The organism is Lactiplantibacillus plajomi, assembly GCF_005405405.1.
Classification (GTDB): Bacteria; Bacillota; Bacilli; order Lactobacillales; family Lactobacillaceae; genus Lactiplantibacillus; species Lactiplantibacillus plajomi.
The window spans coordinates 11,707-28,966 of the sequence record NZ_BJDZ01000011.1 but is presented as its reverse complement, the minus strand read 5'-3'; the positions used below and the strand labels follow the sequence as shown (position 1 = coordinate 28,966).

Sequence of the window (17,260 nt, the reverse complement as noted above, 5' to 3'; positions counted from 1 at the left end):
AATGATACGGCTAATATACCACGAATCACACCTAGTTAATAGGGTTAGTGTTCAAAGCGCCGCCGTAAACCGAGCCATAAGCCGGCGATAAAGGTCATTAAACTACTCCCGATGGCGATTAACCATGGTTGTGCTTGGTCGGCCGTTTGTGGCAGTAGACCAGTTGCGTCGTTTGCAGCTTGATGGGCTTCGCTCATTTTTGCGACGGGGGAGGTCACTGGTGCTAAGTGCTTGGGTTCGGCTGCTGAAGGGGCGGTGGTTGGTTGAACCGTACCGTTTTTGGTGGTGCGATTACCGTTATCTTCAGCTTGGTCGACGTTAGTGGCCTCTTCCTCAGCTTCAGCTAAGCTGATGCTACCTTGACGATCATCGGTGGCTTGGTCGTCATCGTCACCATCAGTGTCCGTTACGGTTGTGCGATCGTCATCGGTATCCAAGTCGCTACCGCCATTGTTGTCAGTGTCATCGTTAGCATCTTGGTCGGTTGCACCGTTGTTATCAGTGTCATCACCAGTTTCTGAACCAGTTGCGCCGGTGTTATCGTTGTCGTCACCAGTTTCTGGATCGGTTGTACCGGTGTTATCGTTGTCGTCACCAGTTTCTGGATCGGTTTTACCGGTGTTGTCAGTGTCGTCACCAGTTTCTGGGTCGGTTGCACCGGTGTTATCGTTGTCGTCACCAGTTTCTGGATCGGTTTTACCGGTGTTGTCAGTGTCGTCACCAGTTTCTGGGTCAGTTTTACCGGTGTTATCAGTGTCGTCATCAGTTTCTGGATCAGTTTTACCGGTGTCGCCAGTATCCGGATCAGTGGTCGTTTGGTCGTCCTTGTCAGTATCGACTTCGCCAGTATCAACGTTAGTTGGGTAAGCTGCGGCTAAGAAGTCCTTGATATGTTGCGTATATTGCAAGACCGCGTTGTTCGCCCCTGCGTGACCGCCAACCGTGCCTGGTAAGATCCAAACTTCTTTAACGTCAGAATTGTTAGCTTTTGCTAATTCCAATGATTGGGTGTATGGAATGAACGCGTCGTCTGCCGTATGGATCAACATCAGCGGAATCGTGACCTTGCTTGCGGCGTCAACGCCGGAGATGTCGGCCAGACTGAAGCCCTGCGTTTTGACCAACTTGTCGTTAACAACGGCTAGCACTTGGTCGAATGGCAAGAGTGGCAAGCTCTTCAAAGCGGGCAAGCCGATGGCCTGTAATTTTTCAGATAAGGTGGCAACGACCTTGTTGTAAAGCGACGACCCTAATTCGGGTAAGGTCGAATAACCGGCATCGGCAATAACCGCTTTAACGGAAGGGGATAAGCCGGGCACGGATGCTGCTTCCAGCACGGTGTCGGCACCGAGTGATTGACCGTAGAAAACGACTTCGCTATCTTCGCCGTTGCGCTCATCGACTTTTTTAACCCAGTTCAACCAGTCGTACTTATCCTGGTAGCCAAAGGTCATATCGTTACCATCACTCAAGAACTGGCCCCGTTGACTTGGCATTAAAATGTTGTAACCCATGTCATACCAAATTTTGGAAACGTAACCGATCCAGTCGGGACGTTCAGTCCAGCCCTGGCCGATGACGACGGTCTTCGTCGCGTCACCGTTTTGTATGTAGGTTGCGCGGACGTTTTGGGTCGGGTCATTAAATTCAGGGAGGGTCCAAGTTTCTTTTTCAACGTTGTTGTACCAGTCGACAGCTGCCGGATAGAACGTTTCGGCAGCGGCCCGGTCGTCGGCATAAGCCACGGGATCTAAACCGGTCCAGGTGTTTGAAATGTCGTAACGGGTCGGATCAAGCGTTGTCCGGAAATTAGACAGGGCTTCGGAACCACTCCCGGTAAAGATCATTTGGTAGAGCAGGTTACCGACTAGTTGGCTCGCAACTTTGCTTGGCAACGCCTCTAGCTGGTTGACGAGTAAACTTAACTGGGCCTTGGCCGCTTTAATTAGCGGACTCTTTTCGACAGCGGTACCGGCAGCCTCTGAGATGGCCTTATATAAGTTAACGAAATCACTAGCGTCCAACGTGAACGTTTTGGTTTCCGTTTTAGTTGTGGTGGAAACTTCTTTCCAAGTAATCGCGTAAGGACCGGTTTGTTCAATGGTTACCTTACTATTATGATCTAACTTGGTGTCGTCGGTCCGGTAAACTGGTCCGTGTGAATCATCACTGGTGGTTGTGGGTGTCGATTCCGCAGTGGCTTTTTCGGCTTTTAAACTGTCATTAAGTGTGTCAGCATCTGCATCAGTGAGGTCGTCGACATTGACCGTGGTGCTCGTGTTGTCATCCGCAGGCGTCTCAACATCGTCCGTAACCACGTCCTCGTTTTCACCGGTAGAACTGGCTGTTTTATCGGTCGCATCCGTGTTTTTGGTGTCTTCCGTAGCGCTATCTGTAGCGTTTGACTTTGTTGAGTCATCCGGCTGGGCTTGCCCGGTCGTGGTGACGTCCGTTGGATCATCACTCGTTTCGGTAGTCGTGGTACTATCAGTTGCCGGCGTATCACTGGTCGTATCGGTAGTTGCGTCGGACTGCTCCGGTGTGTCCGCGTCAGTTGTTGAACTAGTTTGGTCGCTGGTATCGCCTTCATTAGCCGGCGTTTGGGCATCCGCGGCGGGTGTCGTCACAGCAGCTGCGGATGATTGGTCACTAGCTACGGTAGCCGCTTTCACCACGGTCGTTTGTGGCACCGTGACACTAGGTTGCTCGGTAGCGGCGTTGGCGTTGGTCGTCATCATTAGCGTTGTCCCCAGGCTAGCTAACGTGATTCCCGCGTAAACCCAACGCTTACCGCTCTTAAACATCTTGTAGCGCGTAATCTTTGATTGCGCATTGATTTTTGCTCTCATTTATTTACTCCTCGTAATGATTTATTGTGTTGCGCATTACGAATATACCATTTATAAATATTTTTGTTCCCAAATATCACGGATATCATGTTCAAAAAATGACTTTTTGAATGACCGCCGCATATGTTCATAATGTAAACTAATTAAAGCTGGCTAGACCTATTCTGACTAAATCAAAAAGTTAACTAAGCACCGTGACCACGGCTGTGACACCGCTTTCTAACTAGAAATGGTTTTGTCAGTATGTGAACATAACCGCGATGAAAAGATTAGAACTTGGCATTGAACATTAGCGGGATTGACTATTTTAGGATTAAAAGATGAGATTGATTGAAATTTCACTTATCAGTTGATATGATAAGGGTGAAACAATGTTTCCGCTTACTTATCCGGAAACAAAATATCCTAAAAAGGGGGGACCATTTATGTATCTCGGATTAAGTATTTTATCCTTGGCGCGGTTTCAATTCGCGATGACGACGGTATTTCATTTCTTCTTTGTGCCATTATCAATCGGGTTAGCCTTGTTAGTTGCGATTATGGAAACAGTTTACGTTGTGAAAAAAGACGTAATGTACAAACATATGGCGCAATTCTGGGGACGGATCTTCTTACTTAGCTTTGCCGTTGGGGTCGTTACGGGGATAATTCAAGAATTTCAATTTGGGATGAATTGGTCTGATTATTCACGTTTTATGGGTGACATTTTTGGGGCACCACTTGCAATTGAAGCGTTGGTTGCGTTCTTTATGGAATCAACCTTTATTGGGTTATGGATGTTCGGCTGGGACCGGTTTAGTGCCCGGCTACACTGTGCCTTTATCTGGTTAACGTCAATTGGGACGATGATCTCAGCAATGTGGATCCTGGCTGCCAACAGTTTCATGCAAAACCCGGTCGGCTTCATTTTGAATGCCAAGACCGGTCGTGCGGAAATGACGGACTTTGGTGCCGTGGTATCCAACCCACAACTATGGTACGAATTACCCCACGTGTTGTTCGGTGCGTTCGTTACCGGCTCCTTCGTGGTTGCTGGGATGGCGGCTTTCGGGTTGCTGAAAAAGAAGAACGTTACGTTCTTCCGCAAGTCCCTAAAAGTTAGTTTAATTGTTGGTCTGATTGCAACAATCGGCGTTGTTGGGATGGGGGACTTACAAACCCGTTACCTGATTAACGAACAACCAATGAAGTTTGCGGCTACCGAAGGGTTATACGAAGATTCTGGCTCGCCAGCCTCATGGGCCGTTATCGAAGGCATTGACGCCAAGAACCATAAGGCCAAGTGGTCAGTTGAAATTCCTTACGTTTTGGACATTTTGAGTTACCACAAACTCGAAGGGAACGTTAAGGGTCAAAATACGATTAATAAAGAGTTACACGCAAAGTATGACAAGAAATTTGGCAAGGATATGAACTACTACGTCCCAGCCAAAACGTTATTCTGGAGCTTCCGGGTCATGGCGTTCTCCGGCGGGTTATTTGCGCTGATTGCAATTATCGGCCTGATTTTCAACCGGGCAAGTTCGACCTTGATTGAACGGCAACGCTGGTTCCTGTGGGTTCTAGGCATCTGCACCTTCTTACCGTTCGTGGCCAACACGGCCGGCTGGTTCATCACTGAACTAGGCCGTTACCCGTGGGTTGTTTATGGCCTGTTAACGATCGCCGACGCGGTTTCACCAAACGTCAGCGTGGCATCGTTATTAACTTCGAATATTATTTACTTCTGCCTGTTTAGTGGATTAGGCATCGTTATGATTGTCTTATCCAAGCGGGTGCTGCACCACGGACCGGATGATTTACTCAACGCCGCGGATGACGCACCGTACGATCCTTATGGCAAGGGGGCGTTCAGTCATGAGTAACTTACAATTTCTCTGGTTTATTTTAGTCGGGGTACTATTTAGTGGCTTCTTCTTCCTTGAAGGCTTTGACTTCGGGGTCGGGATGTCGATTAAGAGTCTTGCCCAGACCCGTGATGAACGGGACGTTGTGATTCATACGATTGGACCGCACTGGGACGCTAACGAAGTTTGGCTGATCACGGCCGGCGGGGCGATGTTCGCCTCGTTCCCAATGTGGTACGCCTCATTATTCTCTGGTTTCTACCTGATTTTACTATTGATTCTAGTTGCGCTAATTATGCGGGGGGTCTCCTTCGAATTCCGCAGCCGGATGGAAAGTGAAGCCGGTCGAAACTTCTGGGAATGGGCGGCTGCCATTGGTAGTGGCTGCGCAGCCTTCCTGTTCGGGATGATGTTTACGGCCTTGGTCAAAGGGATGCCGATTGACGCTAACGGCGATATGACGGCTCACTTTACCGACTACGTGAACTTATTCACGCTGGTTGGTGGGGTTGCGGTGACGCTGCTCTGCTACTTGCACGGGCTGAACTTTGTTCGTCTAAAGACGACTGGAACCTTACGTGAACGGGCGCTCAAGTGGGCTAAACCACTCTACTGGGTATTGTTTGCGGGTGAAGTGGTATTCGCCATCTTACTGTACTTCAACACCGATTTCTTCCAGAAGAAGCCGGTTTCGACCCTGATTATCGTGGCGTTGCTGGTGGTTTTGACCGCCTTAGCGACTTACGGGGTTTACGGGAACCACGAATGGTTATCCTTTATTAGCAGTGGCTTGTCATTGATTGACGTGGTCGTCCTGTTGTTCAACGGTTTATTCCCACGGGTCATGGTTGCGAACAACCCGGCCAACAGTATTCTGATCAAGAACGCGTCGAATTCGCCGTACACGCTGCACCTGATGACCGTGATTTCACTGACGGTGTTACCAATTATGCTGATTTACTTTATTTGGAGCTACTGGGTCTTTTACAAGCGGTTGGCTTCGTAAACGGGCGTTTTAACCGGTTACATTGCCAGTCGGTGGTACAATTAACTTAATAGCACCTTAGGGGCCGTGACTTGGCCGGTGTGCCGAGTCACGGCCCTTTATGATTATTGACATGGGAGGGATCAAATGTGTTTGACCCAGCTTTATTCAAACTACCGGGGATGCGCCGACTAGCGGTGATTTTAGCGCTGTTAGCGGTCATTGAAGGCCTATGTATTATTGCCCAGGCGTACTTCCTATCGGTTGCAATCGTCGGGCTTTGGCACTTACACCAGCTAGCCACCATCGTGCGACCAATGCTGTTATTCGCGTTGGCCTGGGTGGCGCGCCAGTTATTGGTGGTGGTAAAGAACAAGTTGATGTATCCAATGGTCGAGCGGACCAGTGGGGACTTGCGCCGCCAAGTAATGCAAAAGCTGTACAAATTGGGTCCTAGCTACGTCGCAAAGACCGGGACCGGGAACGTTGTTACAACGGCACTGGAAGGTATCGACAAGGTTCAGACCTATTTAATGTTGGTCGTCATCAAAGTCATCGACATGATGGTGATTCCGTGGGTTATCCTGATTTATATCGCCATTTTGCGCTGGCGGGAAGCGTTATTCTTATTTGCAATTTTTCCATTGATTATTTTGTTTATGATCATCTTGGGTTACGCTGCCCAGGCGAAAGCTGACCGTCAGTATGAAGGTTACCAACGGATGTCGAACCACTTCGTCGATACGTTGCGTGGCTTGCCGACCTTGAAACAACTTGGCTTGAGTCGGCAATACGCCAACAACGTTTATCAAGTCAGCGAAGGGTACCGTAAGCAGACGTTGGCCGTGATTAAAATCGCGATGCTCTCGACCTTCGCGTTGGATTTCTTTACGACCTTATCGATTGCCGTGGTTGCCGTCTTCCTTGGCTTTGGTCTGGTCAACGGGACGATTGCGTTGTTACCCGCGCTGGTCATTCTGGTCTTGTCGCCAGACTACTTTTTGCCGTTACGGCAATTTGCGAGTGACTATCACGCAACTTTGAACGGTAAAAACGCCTTTGCGGCCGTAAAAAAGATGCTAGCGTTACCGGTCCCGACCGACCGTGAACAATTGGGCACTAACGCGATTCATTGGCAGGCTGATAGTACGTTAAATTTGCAAAACGTGACGTTTAGCTATGATCAACACCAGCCGGCCTTACAAGATATTCAAATCCGTGCGCACGGGTACCAACGAATTGGGATTATCGGCGCGTCCGGTTCTGGTAAATCGACCCTGATCAACTTACTCGGCGGTTTTTTGACGCCAACGCCCGGGGCCGGCAAAATCGAAATTAACGGCCAGCCGGTGACGCATTTGAGTCAGCGCGCTTGGCAAAGCAGTTTCTTCTACATTCCGCAAAACCCGTACTTGTTCCACGCAACGTTAGCGGAAAACATTGCTTTTTACCAACCGGATGCCGGCTTGGGAGCCATTGGTCGGGCCGCAGAAAAGGCGGGACTGACCGACTGGATCAAGACGCTGCCGGATGGTTTAAACACTGCGATTGGTGAGGGTGCCCGGGGCGTTAGTGGTGGTCAGGCGCAACGGATCGCGTTAGCGCGCGCCTTTTTGGACGATTCACGTAAAATTTTACTCTTCGACGAACCGACCGCTCACCTGGATATTGAAACCGAAGCTGAATTGAAAAAGACAATTTTGCCGGTCTTTGACGACCACTTGGTATTCTTTGCGACCCACCGGTTACACTGGATCAACCAGATGGATTACGTCTTAGTGATGGATCACGGTAAAATCGTGGAGCAGGGGACGCCCGCTGAACTTGAAGCGCATCAGGGCGCATACGTCCGCCTGCGTGATGAAATGGTAGGTGTCGTCTAATGAAAGATTTCTTTGCTACTTTTAAACACGATACGTGGGTGATGCCGTACCTACGTAAGTATAAAAAATTGCTGGCTTTAACGCTGTTTCTCGGTTTAATGACCTTTTTCTGTGGGTCGGCGTTAATGTTTAACTCCGGCTACTTAATTAGTAAGGCCGCCCGGCATCCCTACAACATTTTGATGATCTACGTCCCAATCGTGTTAACGCGGGCGTTCGGGATTGGCCGGCCGGCTTTCCGGTACGCGGAACGGATTACCAGTCATAACTGGGTGTTGCGAATTGTTTCCGACTTTCGCAAAAAGCTCTACCAAGCCGTTGAGAAACACGCGGTCGCCATTCGCCAAAATTTCCAGACTGGTGACGTTTTAAGCCTGTTAGCGGATGATATTGACCATATCGAAAATTTATATTTAAGAACGGTATTCCCAACCGTCATTGCCCTAATGATGTACGTGTTGATCATTATCGCATTGGGCTACTTTAGCTGGTGGTTCGGCTTGCTGATGCTCGTGCTGCTTGGGTTAGTGGTCATCGTCATGCCACTCTGGTCAGTGTTGATCAACGGTGCGCGCGAGACCCAGAGCCGGCAAATTCAGCAAGGCTTTTACACCCAACTGACTGATTCAGTCATGGGCCTGGGCGATTGGCTAATTGCTGGTCGGCAAAAGGATTTTTACCAACGTCAGACTAAGCCAATTGCTGAAATCGCGGCGTTGCGTCGCAAAGACCACCAGTTCCAGTGGTGGCGCGATTTCACCATTCAACTGATTTTTGGCGTGGTTTGCATTGCACTCCTAATTTGGAGCAGCTTTTATTGGACGACCAACTCGGCTAGTTCGAACTGGGTCGCAGCCTTCGTCCTGTCCGTCTTTCCGCTGGTCGACGCCTTTCAATCGGTCAGCCAGGGGGTCAGCGAGTGGCCAAGTTACCAGCGTTCGATCCGCCGGGTCAACGCGCTGGATACGGCGCCCACCGATGACCACGATCAAACGGTACTGACCGAACCGTTTCAAATGCTCCAGGTAGCCGATTTGGACTTCGCCTATCCCGGTGGGCACCGCCAAATCTTTAACCACCTCGACCTAACTTTAAAGGCCGGTGAAAAGGTTGCGTTGCTCGGCCCGTCCGGAACGGGGAAGAGTACCTTACTTAAATTGATTTTGGGTGATCTGCAACCAACCAGTGGCGACGTTCAACTTAATGACGTTCCAATTAGCCGGCTACAAAATCAACGGGCCCAGTTATTCGGGGTGCTTGATCAACAACCGTACCTGTTTAACACAACCATTATGAACAACGTTCGGATGGGTAATGAGGATGCCAGTGATGACCAGGTCAAAGCCGCCCTCAAAGCGGTTGAACTTGAACCACTGATTCAGGGCCTACCAGACGGCTACGATACCATTGTTGAAGAGGGAGGCGCCCGTTTCTCTGGTGGTGAACGTCAGCGATTAGCGTTAGCCCGAATTCTGTTACAAGACGCGCCGATTATCATCCTAGATGAACCGACCGTTAGCCTGGATCCCATCACCGAGTCGCACTTGTTGGCAACCGTTTTCCGGGTTCTTCAGGATAAAACGATTTTGTGGGTGACCCACCACCTGGCCGGCGTCGAAAACGTCGACCAAGTTCGGTTTCTCGAAGACGGTGCGTTCGACATGGCCGGTACGCCGGACGAACTATACCAAACCGCACCACGGTTTAAACGGCTATACGATCTCGACCGTGGCCGTGAAGCTTAACTCAATTCTTGACTAACCAAACACAGTTCTAAGCAATCCCGCTGATTACTTAGAACTGTGTTTTTTTGTAAACCACTTCATCCCGTTTAAAAATGTGACTAACATCTTGCTCCGTTAACAATCACCTCTATTCAAAAAATACTACTACAATAAAATTCAAAAATTATTGGAATACTGTCAACACGCCGGTCCGCTCCGCCTGCACGAAAGCAAGGCTGTGGGCACGCTTGGAAGCCAATTCACACCCCGAATTGTCTCCCAAGACGACCTTGTTGTAAGTCGCCCAAAAACGGCGACTTACAACAATTTCACAGCCATGTTTCGAAGGGCTCCGGGACCTTGATCACAGCACATCAATCAACGACCATTTGTATACTAAACAGAAACCCACACATATTGGATGAACCGTCCTTATTATGCAAAACAACTACAAGGTTTTATAAATAGTGCCAATATACCGGTCCGCTCCGCCAACACGAAAGCAAGGCTGTGGGCACGCTAGGAAGCCAATTCAAACACCGAATCGTCTCCCGAGACGGCCTTGTTGTAAGTCGTCAAAGTACGACGACCAACAACAATTTCACAGCCATGTTTCGAAGGGCTCCGGGACCTCGATAACATCACTATAACTAATAACGTGACTGTTTTAATGAACTAGCCACACAATTAGTAGTCAATTCATTAATCTTGGACACCTTAGCAGAAAATCAATTTAAACCCCAGCGATATTTAACGTTGATTAGTCATTCTAGATGACCGGATTCAGAAACGCCGAGTTTTATAAATAGTGACCACCATTCGATAATTAATCACCAGACTAACTCAACCCGTTCATAAAAATTAGCTCGTTACTGCCCGCCAACGACCAGTTCAAGCCAGGAGGGAAAGCGGGAACAGTCCCAGCGGTGAAATTTCACTTGCTCGCCGTTTTTTGGCGGGTTAGTGAAAGCCCGGTGGTTAAGACCTGCACTTTGGGCTTAACCCCGCGGCCACCGCGTTCCGGACTGATTCCCGCTGACCGGAAGGGTGGTAAGTGATTACAAACTTCGAATCGATCACCAACTACTAGGATGAAGTGCTGTTAGCCATCTGTTTAGTACGTCTAATCCTGTGTACTCAACAAAAAAATATAACAGCGTATCTATTTACTGTTTCTTATAAATAAAATTTAACCACTACCGCCCGCCAACAATCTGTCAAAGCCTGGAGGGAAAGTGGGAACAGTCCCAGCGGTGAAATTTCACTTGGTCGCCGGGTTTTGGCGAGTTAGTGAAAGCCCGGTGGTTAAGACCCGGGTTTTGGGCTTAACCCCGTGGCCACCGTGTTCCGGACTGATTCCCACTGACCGGAAGGCTGGCAAGGAAACACTAGCTTGGAATCGATAAACTCGAACTAGCATGAGATGCGGTTTTTTATCTGGCTAGTAATGCTAATGCGGTACCCCTTAAGGATAAAGATGGCAACGGCTATTTAATACAGCGTTTTAAAAGTATTTAAAAATAAAAACATCAACCCAACTAGTGGATTGATGTGTAAGGGTTAGTGGTTGCGGTCGAGCAGTTGAACAACGAGGTGGTGGAGCTGTTGTTGGGTATTACCGGCGGGCAGTTGATCGATTAGGTCAAGTGCTTCGTCGGTGTAAGTTTTGGCTAAGGCTTGGGCCTTGGTGACGCCACCGGCGAGCAGGACTTGGTCGCGAATCAGGTGAAGCTGGTCGTTAGTGACGGTATCACCGGGCATTGGGAGCTGCTGGGCCAGTGCGGGCTGGGCGTCAAGGGCGTAGATCAGTGGTAGTGAGTAAACGCCGTCTTTTAGGTCGGTTAGGACCGGTTTTTTGGTTAGGTCGGTTTTGCCGGCGAAGTCGAGGACGTCGTCGAGCATTTGGTAGGCAATGCCGAGGTCTTCACCAATTCGTTTGGCAAGGTTGACGACGGCTAGTGGTGCGTCGGCGAGGTGGGCGCCTTGTTCACAACTGAGGCTGAAGAGCCGCGCGGTTTTGCCGCGGGCGACTTTGAGGTAGTCGTCAACGGTGGTTTGCGGTTTAAAGTTGTGGGCCATTTGGTCGAGCTCGCCTTGTAAAATGGCGCGCATGGCGGCCGTGTTAGCTTGAATGTCGGCGGCGGATTTAGCGGCGAGCAGGACTTGGTCGAAGTAGCAGGTGAAGAGTAGGTCACCCGCGTAAATGGCGTTACGTTGGCCGTAATCCTGGTGAATCGTGGTCACGTTGCGCCGCTTGGACGATTGGTCGATGACGTCGTCGTGAATTAGCGTGGCGACGTGTAATAGTTCCATGGCGGCGGCACCGGCGCGTAGGCGGTCCGGCTCCTGGTCATGGCCGAACTGACTAAAAAGGTAGAAAAAGCCCGGCCGTAAAAACTTGCCACCGGCGGCAAGTAGGGTATGTACGCGGTCGTTAATCGGGCCGTTATCGATTTGGACGTGCTTAGCAAGGTAAGGCTTTAACGCCGCCAGCTGGGCTTGAACGGGGCTATTAGGTTGCCAAATGGTTTGCATCATGATAAAACTTCCTCCGTTATCTTAGAAGTGGCCCGAAGTCGTTAAGACGCCAACACTTGCAGCCAATCACATTCTAAAATACAATCTAATTCAAAGGTACAAATAACTATTAAGGTTGTCAATCAAAAAGGGGACTGATTTTGTGAAACCGAAAGTTTTTCTCGAATTTGTCGAGATTAAGTCTTTAATTGCGAGCGTCTTACCATTTGTCTTGGGGACGCTCTACGCAATTTATAATTATCAGCAGGTGCACCTCGGCTACTTGGCCTTATTTTTCGTCGCGTCGTCGTTATTTCACATGGCGACTAACGCGAATGATAATTATCAGGATTTTCTTCATGCACCGCGTAACGATGCTAACCGTGAGTTTTTGGAAACGACCAACGTGGTTGGGGTTAACCAAATCTCGATTCAGCAGGCCCGGGTGATCACCTTTGGCCTGGGTGGGGTCTCGTTACTGTTGGGATTGTGGCTGGTTAGTCGAACCGGGTTGCCATTGTTATGGATGGGACTTTATTCTTACGCGGTCGGCTACTTTTATTCGGGTGGCCTCAAACCCATTTCAGCAGGACCGTTTGGTGAATTCTTTTCCGGCTTTACGATGGGATTCATGATCTTTTGGATTGCGGTGTATATCAATACATATAATCAGGTCGCACTGACTTTTAAAGGTACCGGACAAGTTTTAGTGGCGTCCGGATTGGCGATCTTTGCGATTTCGAACATTATGTTGGCGAATAACATTTGTGATATGCAGGAAGACATCGCACTGGGGCGCCACACCATTTTGTATTACTTAGGCAAACCCACGATGTTACGGGTGTTTGCTTGGAGCTACGTGGCCGGTTACGGTTGCCTCATTATTGCGGTGATTATCGGCGTTTTACCAAAGTTCAGTTTACTGACTTTAGTCAGTGCAATTCCAGTTTTTAAAAATACCCGGTTATTTTTAAAGCGCCAGGTCAAAACGGAGACCTTTATTTTGGCCATTAAAAATGCAAGCTTAATTTGCTTGATGTTTGCGGTCTTTATGGGACTAGGCTTGATTTTCGGTTAGAGAAACCGCGATTGGCACGTGCCAGTCGCGGTTTTTTACGTCGTTATTATTCGAACGGGTAGCGGTAGTCCCACTGATCACGAGCAGCGCTCATAACGTCCATGACGGTGGTGGTTTTTTCTAACCCGGTATTTGGTAACGTTCCGGCAACCATTCGTTGCATGTCGGCGATTTCGTAATTCATCGCGTTGGCGGTATCGCCGGCGTGAATCGTTTCGGTCTTCCCCTGACTGTCGGTAAAGGTTGCGCTGTCCGCACGTGGGTAACTGTTAACCGTAAAGTAGCCGTTCTCGTAAGCGACGATCCCTTGCTTCGGCATCTTGGCCCGGAACGTGAGGGCGACGGTCGCGAGTTCGTCATTGGCGTTGCGTAACGTGATCGTTTCGGCTTCGTCAACGCCACTGCTAAAGCGGTGCATGGTCGTTCCCGTAATGAACGGCTTGGCCGTTAAGAATTCTTGAACGAAGGCCAGGGCGTAAACACCGATATCGAGGAGGGCGCCACCGGCCAGGTTCGGGTTGAAGAAGCGGTTGGTCGGGTCCGGTTCCTTGAAACTACCGAAGCTGGCTTGCACCATTTTAAGCTTACCTAGTTGTCGTTCCTTGGTAATTTCGTGCAGGCGTTGGTAGAGCGGCATGTGGTAGAGCGTCATCGCTTCGGCCAAGACGACACCGTTTTCGGCAGCCACGGCTTTGGCTTGATTGAGTTCGGTACTCGACATGGTGATGGCCTTTTCGCTTAGGACGTGCTTGCCCGCTTTTAGCGCCGGTAAAATGGTAGCGAGGTGGTAGTTATGCGGCGTTGCCACGTAGACGATGTCAACGGCTGGGTCAGCGAGGAGGTCGTCCAGTTGACCATACGCTTTCGGGATTTGATGTTCGGCTGCGAACTGGTCGGCCTTGGTCTGTGACCGTGAGCAAACCGCGTACAGTTCACCGTCCGGTTGGTTAAAATCATTGACGAAACTATGGGCGATGTTGCCAAGACCGACAACGGCCCAACGGTACTTTTTTGTCATGAAAAAATCCCCCTTATAATTAATGGTACTTGACCCTATTTTACCAAAAAAAGTGGATGGTGACGGTTCCGTTTGTCTTTTCACTGAAAGCCGGTAGAATGGAAGTACTAAGTTAGAGTGGGGGCGACTAAAATGGCAACCAAACGGCGAAAAAAACGCAAACGGCAAGCCGGGTTATTCGTTAGGCGTGGGCGGATTCAGTGGTTTAACGTTGCCATTGTGTTGGCCCTAGTTTTAGGCTTGAGCGCGTTGATTAGACACGGGTGGGCGGATAAGCCGGCGACGGCCAGTACCCCGGTTGCGGTGACGACCCACGCGGGATTTATTGAAAAGTTGGCGCCGGACGCTCAGGCGCTACAAAAACGGTACCACGTGTTGGCCAGTATTAGTTTGAGTCAGGCCATTTTAGAGTCGGACTGGGGACGAAGCGCCAACGCCAAGCAGAATAATAATTTATTCGGCGTTAAAGCGTACGCCGCTCAAGCTGGCCGGTTGATGTCGACCGAGGAATATTATGACGGTGATTACCATACGGTCAAACGCCGGTTTCGAGTTTATGACAGTTGGCACGCGTCGTTGGTTGACCACGCCAAGAAGCTCGCGAACGGGACGCCTTGGGATCGCCAGCACTACGCCGCGGTGGTTGCCGCGCCCGATTACCAAACGGCAGCCCGGGCCTTACAAACGGCTGGTTACGCGACCGACCCGACTTACGCACAAAAAATAATTAATATTATTCAAAAATACAACTTAGAACGGTATGATAGAAAGTAATGAACAAATTGGACGTTTAATCAATAGGAGGTCATTATGCGAGAACTTGAAGAACGCATTTTAAAAGACGGGCGGGTCTTGCCCGGCGAAGTATTGAAAGTCGATAACTTTTTAAATCACCAGGTCGACCCCGACCTGATGTTTAGTATCGGCACGGCGTTTGCCCACGCGTTTCGGGATGCGGGCGTGACGAAGGTGTTGACGGTTGAATCTTCCGGCATCGCGCCGGCCGTCATGGCGGGACTGGCGCTCCACGTTCCGGTCGTTTTTGCCCGTAAACACAAGTCGGTGACGTTGATCGATGACTTGTATACTGCGGAAGTTTATTCATACACGAAAAAAACGTCCAATCACATTTCGATTGCCAAGAAATTTTTGGGCGCGGATGATAAAGTATTGTTAATTGATGACTTCTTAGCAAACGGCCAGGCGGTTCAAGGGTTGTTTGAAATTTGTGACCAGGCCAAGGCCGAAATCGCCGGCGTCGGCATCGTTATCGAAAAGGTCTTCCAAACGGGGCACGAACTCGTGGCGGACCGCGGCGTGAAGTTAGTGTCGTTAGCGCAGATTACGTCGTTTGACGGTGACCGGGTCCACTTTGCATCGGAAACAACGAAATAAGATTAGAAAGCGGGGGCGTTCATGCGAATCGAAGTTGGGATGTTAGTCCTGATCTTTGGTATTAACTTTGTTTACATTACGTTAAATACGTTGCGGTTTTTACTCGTTATGCGGGGGTATCGCTACTTTGCGGCCTTTGCCAGCGTGATTGAAATAACGATTTACGTGTTGGGATTGTCATTAGTCCTTAACCGGCTGGATAATCCCCTCAACTTGCTCGTTTACGCGGTTGGTTACGGGGTCGGCGTTTACGTTGGGATGGTCATTGAAGATAAGTTGGCGCTAGGCTACACGATGATCGCGGTCATCTTACCGGACCCCAAGTCAGCGTTACCCGGTGTCTTACGGGAAAACGGCTTTGGGGTGACCCAGCACATCGCATACGGGTTAGAAGGCGAACGGCTTCAGTTAGACATTCTGGCGCCGCGTAAGAATGAGCGCCGATTATACACGTTGATCAAGGAACAGACGCCGAACGCCTTCGTGATTGCTTACGAACCGCGCTACATTTCCGGCGGTTTCTGGGTCAAGCGGGTCAAACACCGCAACGCCCGGCGAAAATTATAAAGTGGGACTTGCAAGCCCCCTGTGCACCAAGTATCATTAATTTACGGAAAGCGGGGCAGTTAACGGTCCCGTGAATGGAATATTGAAATGGATAAGAAAGTAGGGACTGAAGTGGACAACTCGATTTTAAACCCAGGTGGTACCCTCGGCATCATTGGGAGTAGTACCAATGGTGTTGGCTTGGTCATTGCCGCGCGGAATGCTGGCATTAATGTCGGAGTATACGGTGATAATGAGAATACCGAGACCATGGAACTGGCAGATTTTCGCGTTGTCGGCGCGTACAACGATCAGCACCGCTTACAAAATTTTGCGGAACGTTGTGACGTGGTAACTTACGAATCCGAAACGATCGATGCCGCGGTCATCAACTTTTTGGCCGCTCACACGCGGGTGCCACAGGGCGTTGACGCCTTAGAAATTATGCAGGACCGCTCGCTTGAACGGGCGTTCTTTAGTCAGTTAAACTTGAACGTGGCGCCCTCTGCGACCATCGTTAGCCTGGACGACGTTTACCAGTCGATCGGTTCGATCGGATATCCCAGCATTTTAAAGCCGATTCAAAAGGGGCTCGGTCAAAACCGCCAGTTAGTGATTAAGACCCAGTCTGATATCGTTAAGGCGGCCGACTTACTGGATTGGGGGACCTACTTACTGGAATCCCTGATTCCGTACGAAAAGGAACTGTCGGTCTTTGTGGCTAAAAACAGTACGACCACGGTCTTCTTCCCAACGGTTGAAAATCGCTACCGCGACCACGAGTTGATTGCGACCATCGTGCCGGCCCAGATTGACAGTGGGGTTGATGCCGAAATGCGGCGGATCACGCAGGAAATCAGTGCGAACTTAACTTATACCGGCGTGTTTGAAGTGGCCTTCTTCCTGACGAAGAGCGGTAACTTGTACGTTAAGCGGGTCGTGCCGACGATGCATTCGGCCGGCTACGTCTTTGACCGTGCCACCAACATTAGTATGGCTGAACAACACCTGCGGGCGATTGCGGGTTTACCGTTGATGCCGGTCAAGTTATTGTTACCAGTCGTCGCGGTTTATTTCACCCCGGCACAGGAAAGCGGTATTCGCACCCAGTGGCAGATCAAAACTAACTGGTTCTTCAACTTTTACCACCGGACGCGCCTCCAAGCCAATAAGGCACCGGTGGCCGGCCACGTGCTGGTTGAGGCGCCAACGGTCAAGGAAGCTCTGGATCAGATCGATGATACGAATATTTGGAATTTTCATCAGGAGCGGTCACAAGACCAACCCGATGATTAGCGAACGGAGTCGTCAGTGGGATGCTGACGGCTTTTTTTGCCGCGTTGTTCAGATAAGGGGGCAGGCGAACAAAGGCGAACACGGTTTCATGATTGATTGCGGATTAAAGTTCAGCGCAACGC

The 17,260-nt window shown here is 49.8% G+C and carries 12 protein-coding genes; 9 read left to right on the top strand and 3 right to left on the bottom strand.

The window, feature by feature from the left end; genetic code table 11:
- Positions 1-44: 44 nt before the first annotated feature.
- Complete coding sequence (locus tag FFM82_RS06110) at positions 45-2,849, bottom strand: KxYKxGKxW signal peptide domain-containing protein (RefSeq protein ID WP_137644987.1); 2,805 nt, start codon at positions 2,847-2,849, stop codon at positions 45-47.
- Between the two features lie 425 nt (positions 2,850-3,274).
- Here FFM82_RS06110 and FFM82_RS06105 point away from each other — a divergent pair, with 425 nt between their 5' ends.
- From FFM82_RS06105 to cydC, 4 genes are all read left to right on the top strand, one after another.
- On the top strand, positions 3,275-4,714 hold the full coding sequence (locus tag FFM82_RS06105; RefSeq protein ID WP_137644986.1) for a cytochrome ubiquinol oxidase subunit I: 1,440 nt from the start codon (positions 3,275-3,277) through the stop codon (positions 4,712-4,714).
- The gene (cydB, locus tag FFM82_RS06100; protein ID WP_137644985.1) at positions 4,707-5,702 is read left to right on the top strand and encodes a cytochrome d ubiquinol oxidase subunit II; all 996 of its coding nucleotides are present in this window, start codon (positions 4,707-4,709) and stop codon (positions 5,700-5,702) included. Before FFM82_RS06105 ends, cydB begins: the two co-directional genes overlap by 8 nt.
- A 128-nt stretch (positions 5,703-5,830) precedes the next feature.
- Complete coding sequence (cydD, locus tag FFM82_RS06095) at positions 5,831-7,564, top strand: thiol reductant ABC exporter subunit CydD (protein WP_137644984.1); 1,734 nt, start codon at positions 5,831-5,833, stop codon at positions 7,562-7,564.
- A complete protein-coding gene (cydC, locus tag FFM82_RS06090; protein WP_137644983.1) occupies positions 7,564-9,309 on the top strand; it encodes a thiol reductant ABC exporter subunit CydC in 1,746 nt (581 codons plus the stop codon). Before cydD ends, cydC begins: the two co-directional genes overlap by 1 nt.
- Before the next feature lie 1,539 nt (positions 9,310-10,848).
- Here the strand turns inward: cydC and FFM82_RS06085 are convergent.
- Positions 10,849-11,826, bottom strand: a complete 978-nt coding sequence (locus FFM82_RS06085) for a polyprenyl synthetase family protein (RefSeq protein ID WP_137644982.1) — start codon at positions 11,824-11,826, stop codon at positions 10,849-10,851.
- A gap of 142 nt (positions 11,827-11,968) precedes the next feature.
- Between FFM82_RS06085 and FFM82_RS06080 the strand changes: the two genes are divergently transcribed.
- Positions 11,969-12,883, top strand: a complete 915-nt coding sequence (locus tag FFM82_RS06080) for a prenyltransferase (protein WP_137644981.1) — start codon at positions 11,969-11,971, stop codon at positions 12,881-12,883.
- 46 nt (positions 12,884-12,929) lie between these two features.
- Here the strand turns inward: FFM82_RS06080 and FFM82_RS06075 are convergent, their stop codons facing one another.
- The gene (locus FFM82_RS06075; protein ID WP_137644980.1) at positions 12,930-13,901 is read right to left on the bottom strand and encodes a Gfo/Idh/MocA family protein; all 972 of its coding nucleotides are present in this window, start codon (positions 13,899-13,901) and stop codon (positions 12,930-12,932) included.
- Between the two features lie 132 nt (positions 13,902-14,033).
- Here FFM82_RS06075 and FFM82_RS06070 point away from each other — a divergent pair, with 132 nt between their 5' ends.
- The 4 genes from FFM82_RS06070 to FFM82_RS06055 all read left to right on the top strand — a co-directional run bounded on the left by FFM82_RS06070 (position 14,034) and on the right by FFM82_RS06055 (position 17,138).
- Positions 14,034-14,675, top strand: a complete 642-nt coding sequence (locus FFM82_RS06070) for a glycoside hydrolase family 73 protein (protein WP_137644979.1) — start codon at positions 14,034-14,036, stop codon at positions 14,673-14,675.
- Positions 14,676-14,711: 36 nt separating this feature from the next.
- A complete protein-coding gene (locus tag FFM82_RS06065) occupies positions 14,712-15,296 on the top strand; it encodes a xanthine phosphoribosyltransferase (protein ID WP_137644978.1) in 585 nt (194 codons plus the stop codon).
- Between the two features lie 21 nt (positions 15,297-15,317).
- Positions 15,318-15,863, top strand: a complete 546-nt coding sequence (locus FFM82_RS06060; RefSeq protein ID WP_137644977.1) for a DUF2179 domain-containing protein — start codon at positions 15,318-15,320, stop codon at positions 15,861-15,863.
- A 111-nt stretch (positions 15,864-15,974) separates the two neighbouring features.
- On the top strand, positions 15,975-17,138 hold the full coding sequence (locus FFM82_RS06055; RefSeq protein WP_137645047.1) for a 5-(carboxyamino)imidazole ribonucleotide synthase: 1,164 nt from the start codon (positions 15,975-15,977) through the stop codon (positions 17,136-17,138).
- The last annotated feature ends 122 nt before the right edge of the window (positions 17,139-17,260 follow it).

Coding starts and splice junctions, on each gene's coding strand:
- FFM82_RS06070 (WP_137644979.1), top strand. CDS start 14,034: ATGGCAACCAAACGGCGAAAAAAACGCAAACGGCAAGCCGGGTTATTC.
- FFM82_RS06075 (WP_137644980.1), bottom strand. CDS start 13,901: ATGACAAAAAAGTACCGTTGGGCCGTTGTCGGTCTTGGCAACATCGCC.
- FFM82_RS06060 (WP_137644977.1), top strand. CDS start 15,318: ATGCGAATCGAAGTTGGGATGTTAGTCCTGATCTTTGGTATTAACTTT.
- FFM82_RS06105 (WP_137644986.1), top strand. CDS start 3,275: ATGTATCTCGGATTAAGTATTTTATCCTTGGCGCGGTTTCAATTCGCG.
- FFM82_RS06110 (WP_137644987.1), bottom strand. CDS start 2,849: ATGAGAGCAAAAATCAATGCGCAATCAAAGATTACGCGCTACAAGATG.
- cydB (WP_137644985.1), top strand. CDS start 4,707: ATGAGTAACTTACAATTTCTCTGGTTTATTTTAGTCGGGGTACTATTT.
- FFM82_RS06065 (WP_137644978.1), top strand. CDS start 14,712: ATGCGAGAACTTGAAGAACGCATTTTAAAAGACGGGCGGGTCTTGCCC.
- cydC (WP_137644983.1), top strand. CDS start 7,564: ATGAAAGATTTCTTTGCTACTTTTAAACACGATACGTGGGTGATGCCG.
- FFM82_RS06085 (WP_137644982.1), bottom strand. CDS start 11,826: ATGATGCAAACCATTTGGCAACCTAATAGCCCCGTTCAAGCCCAGCTG.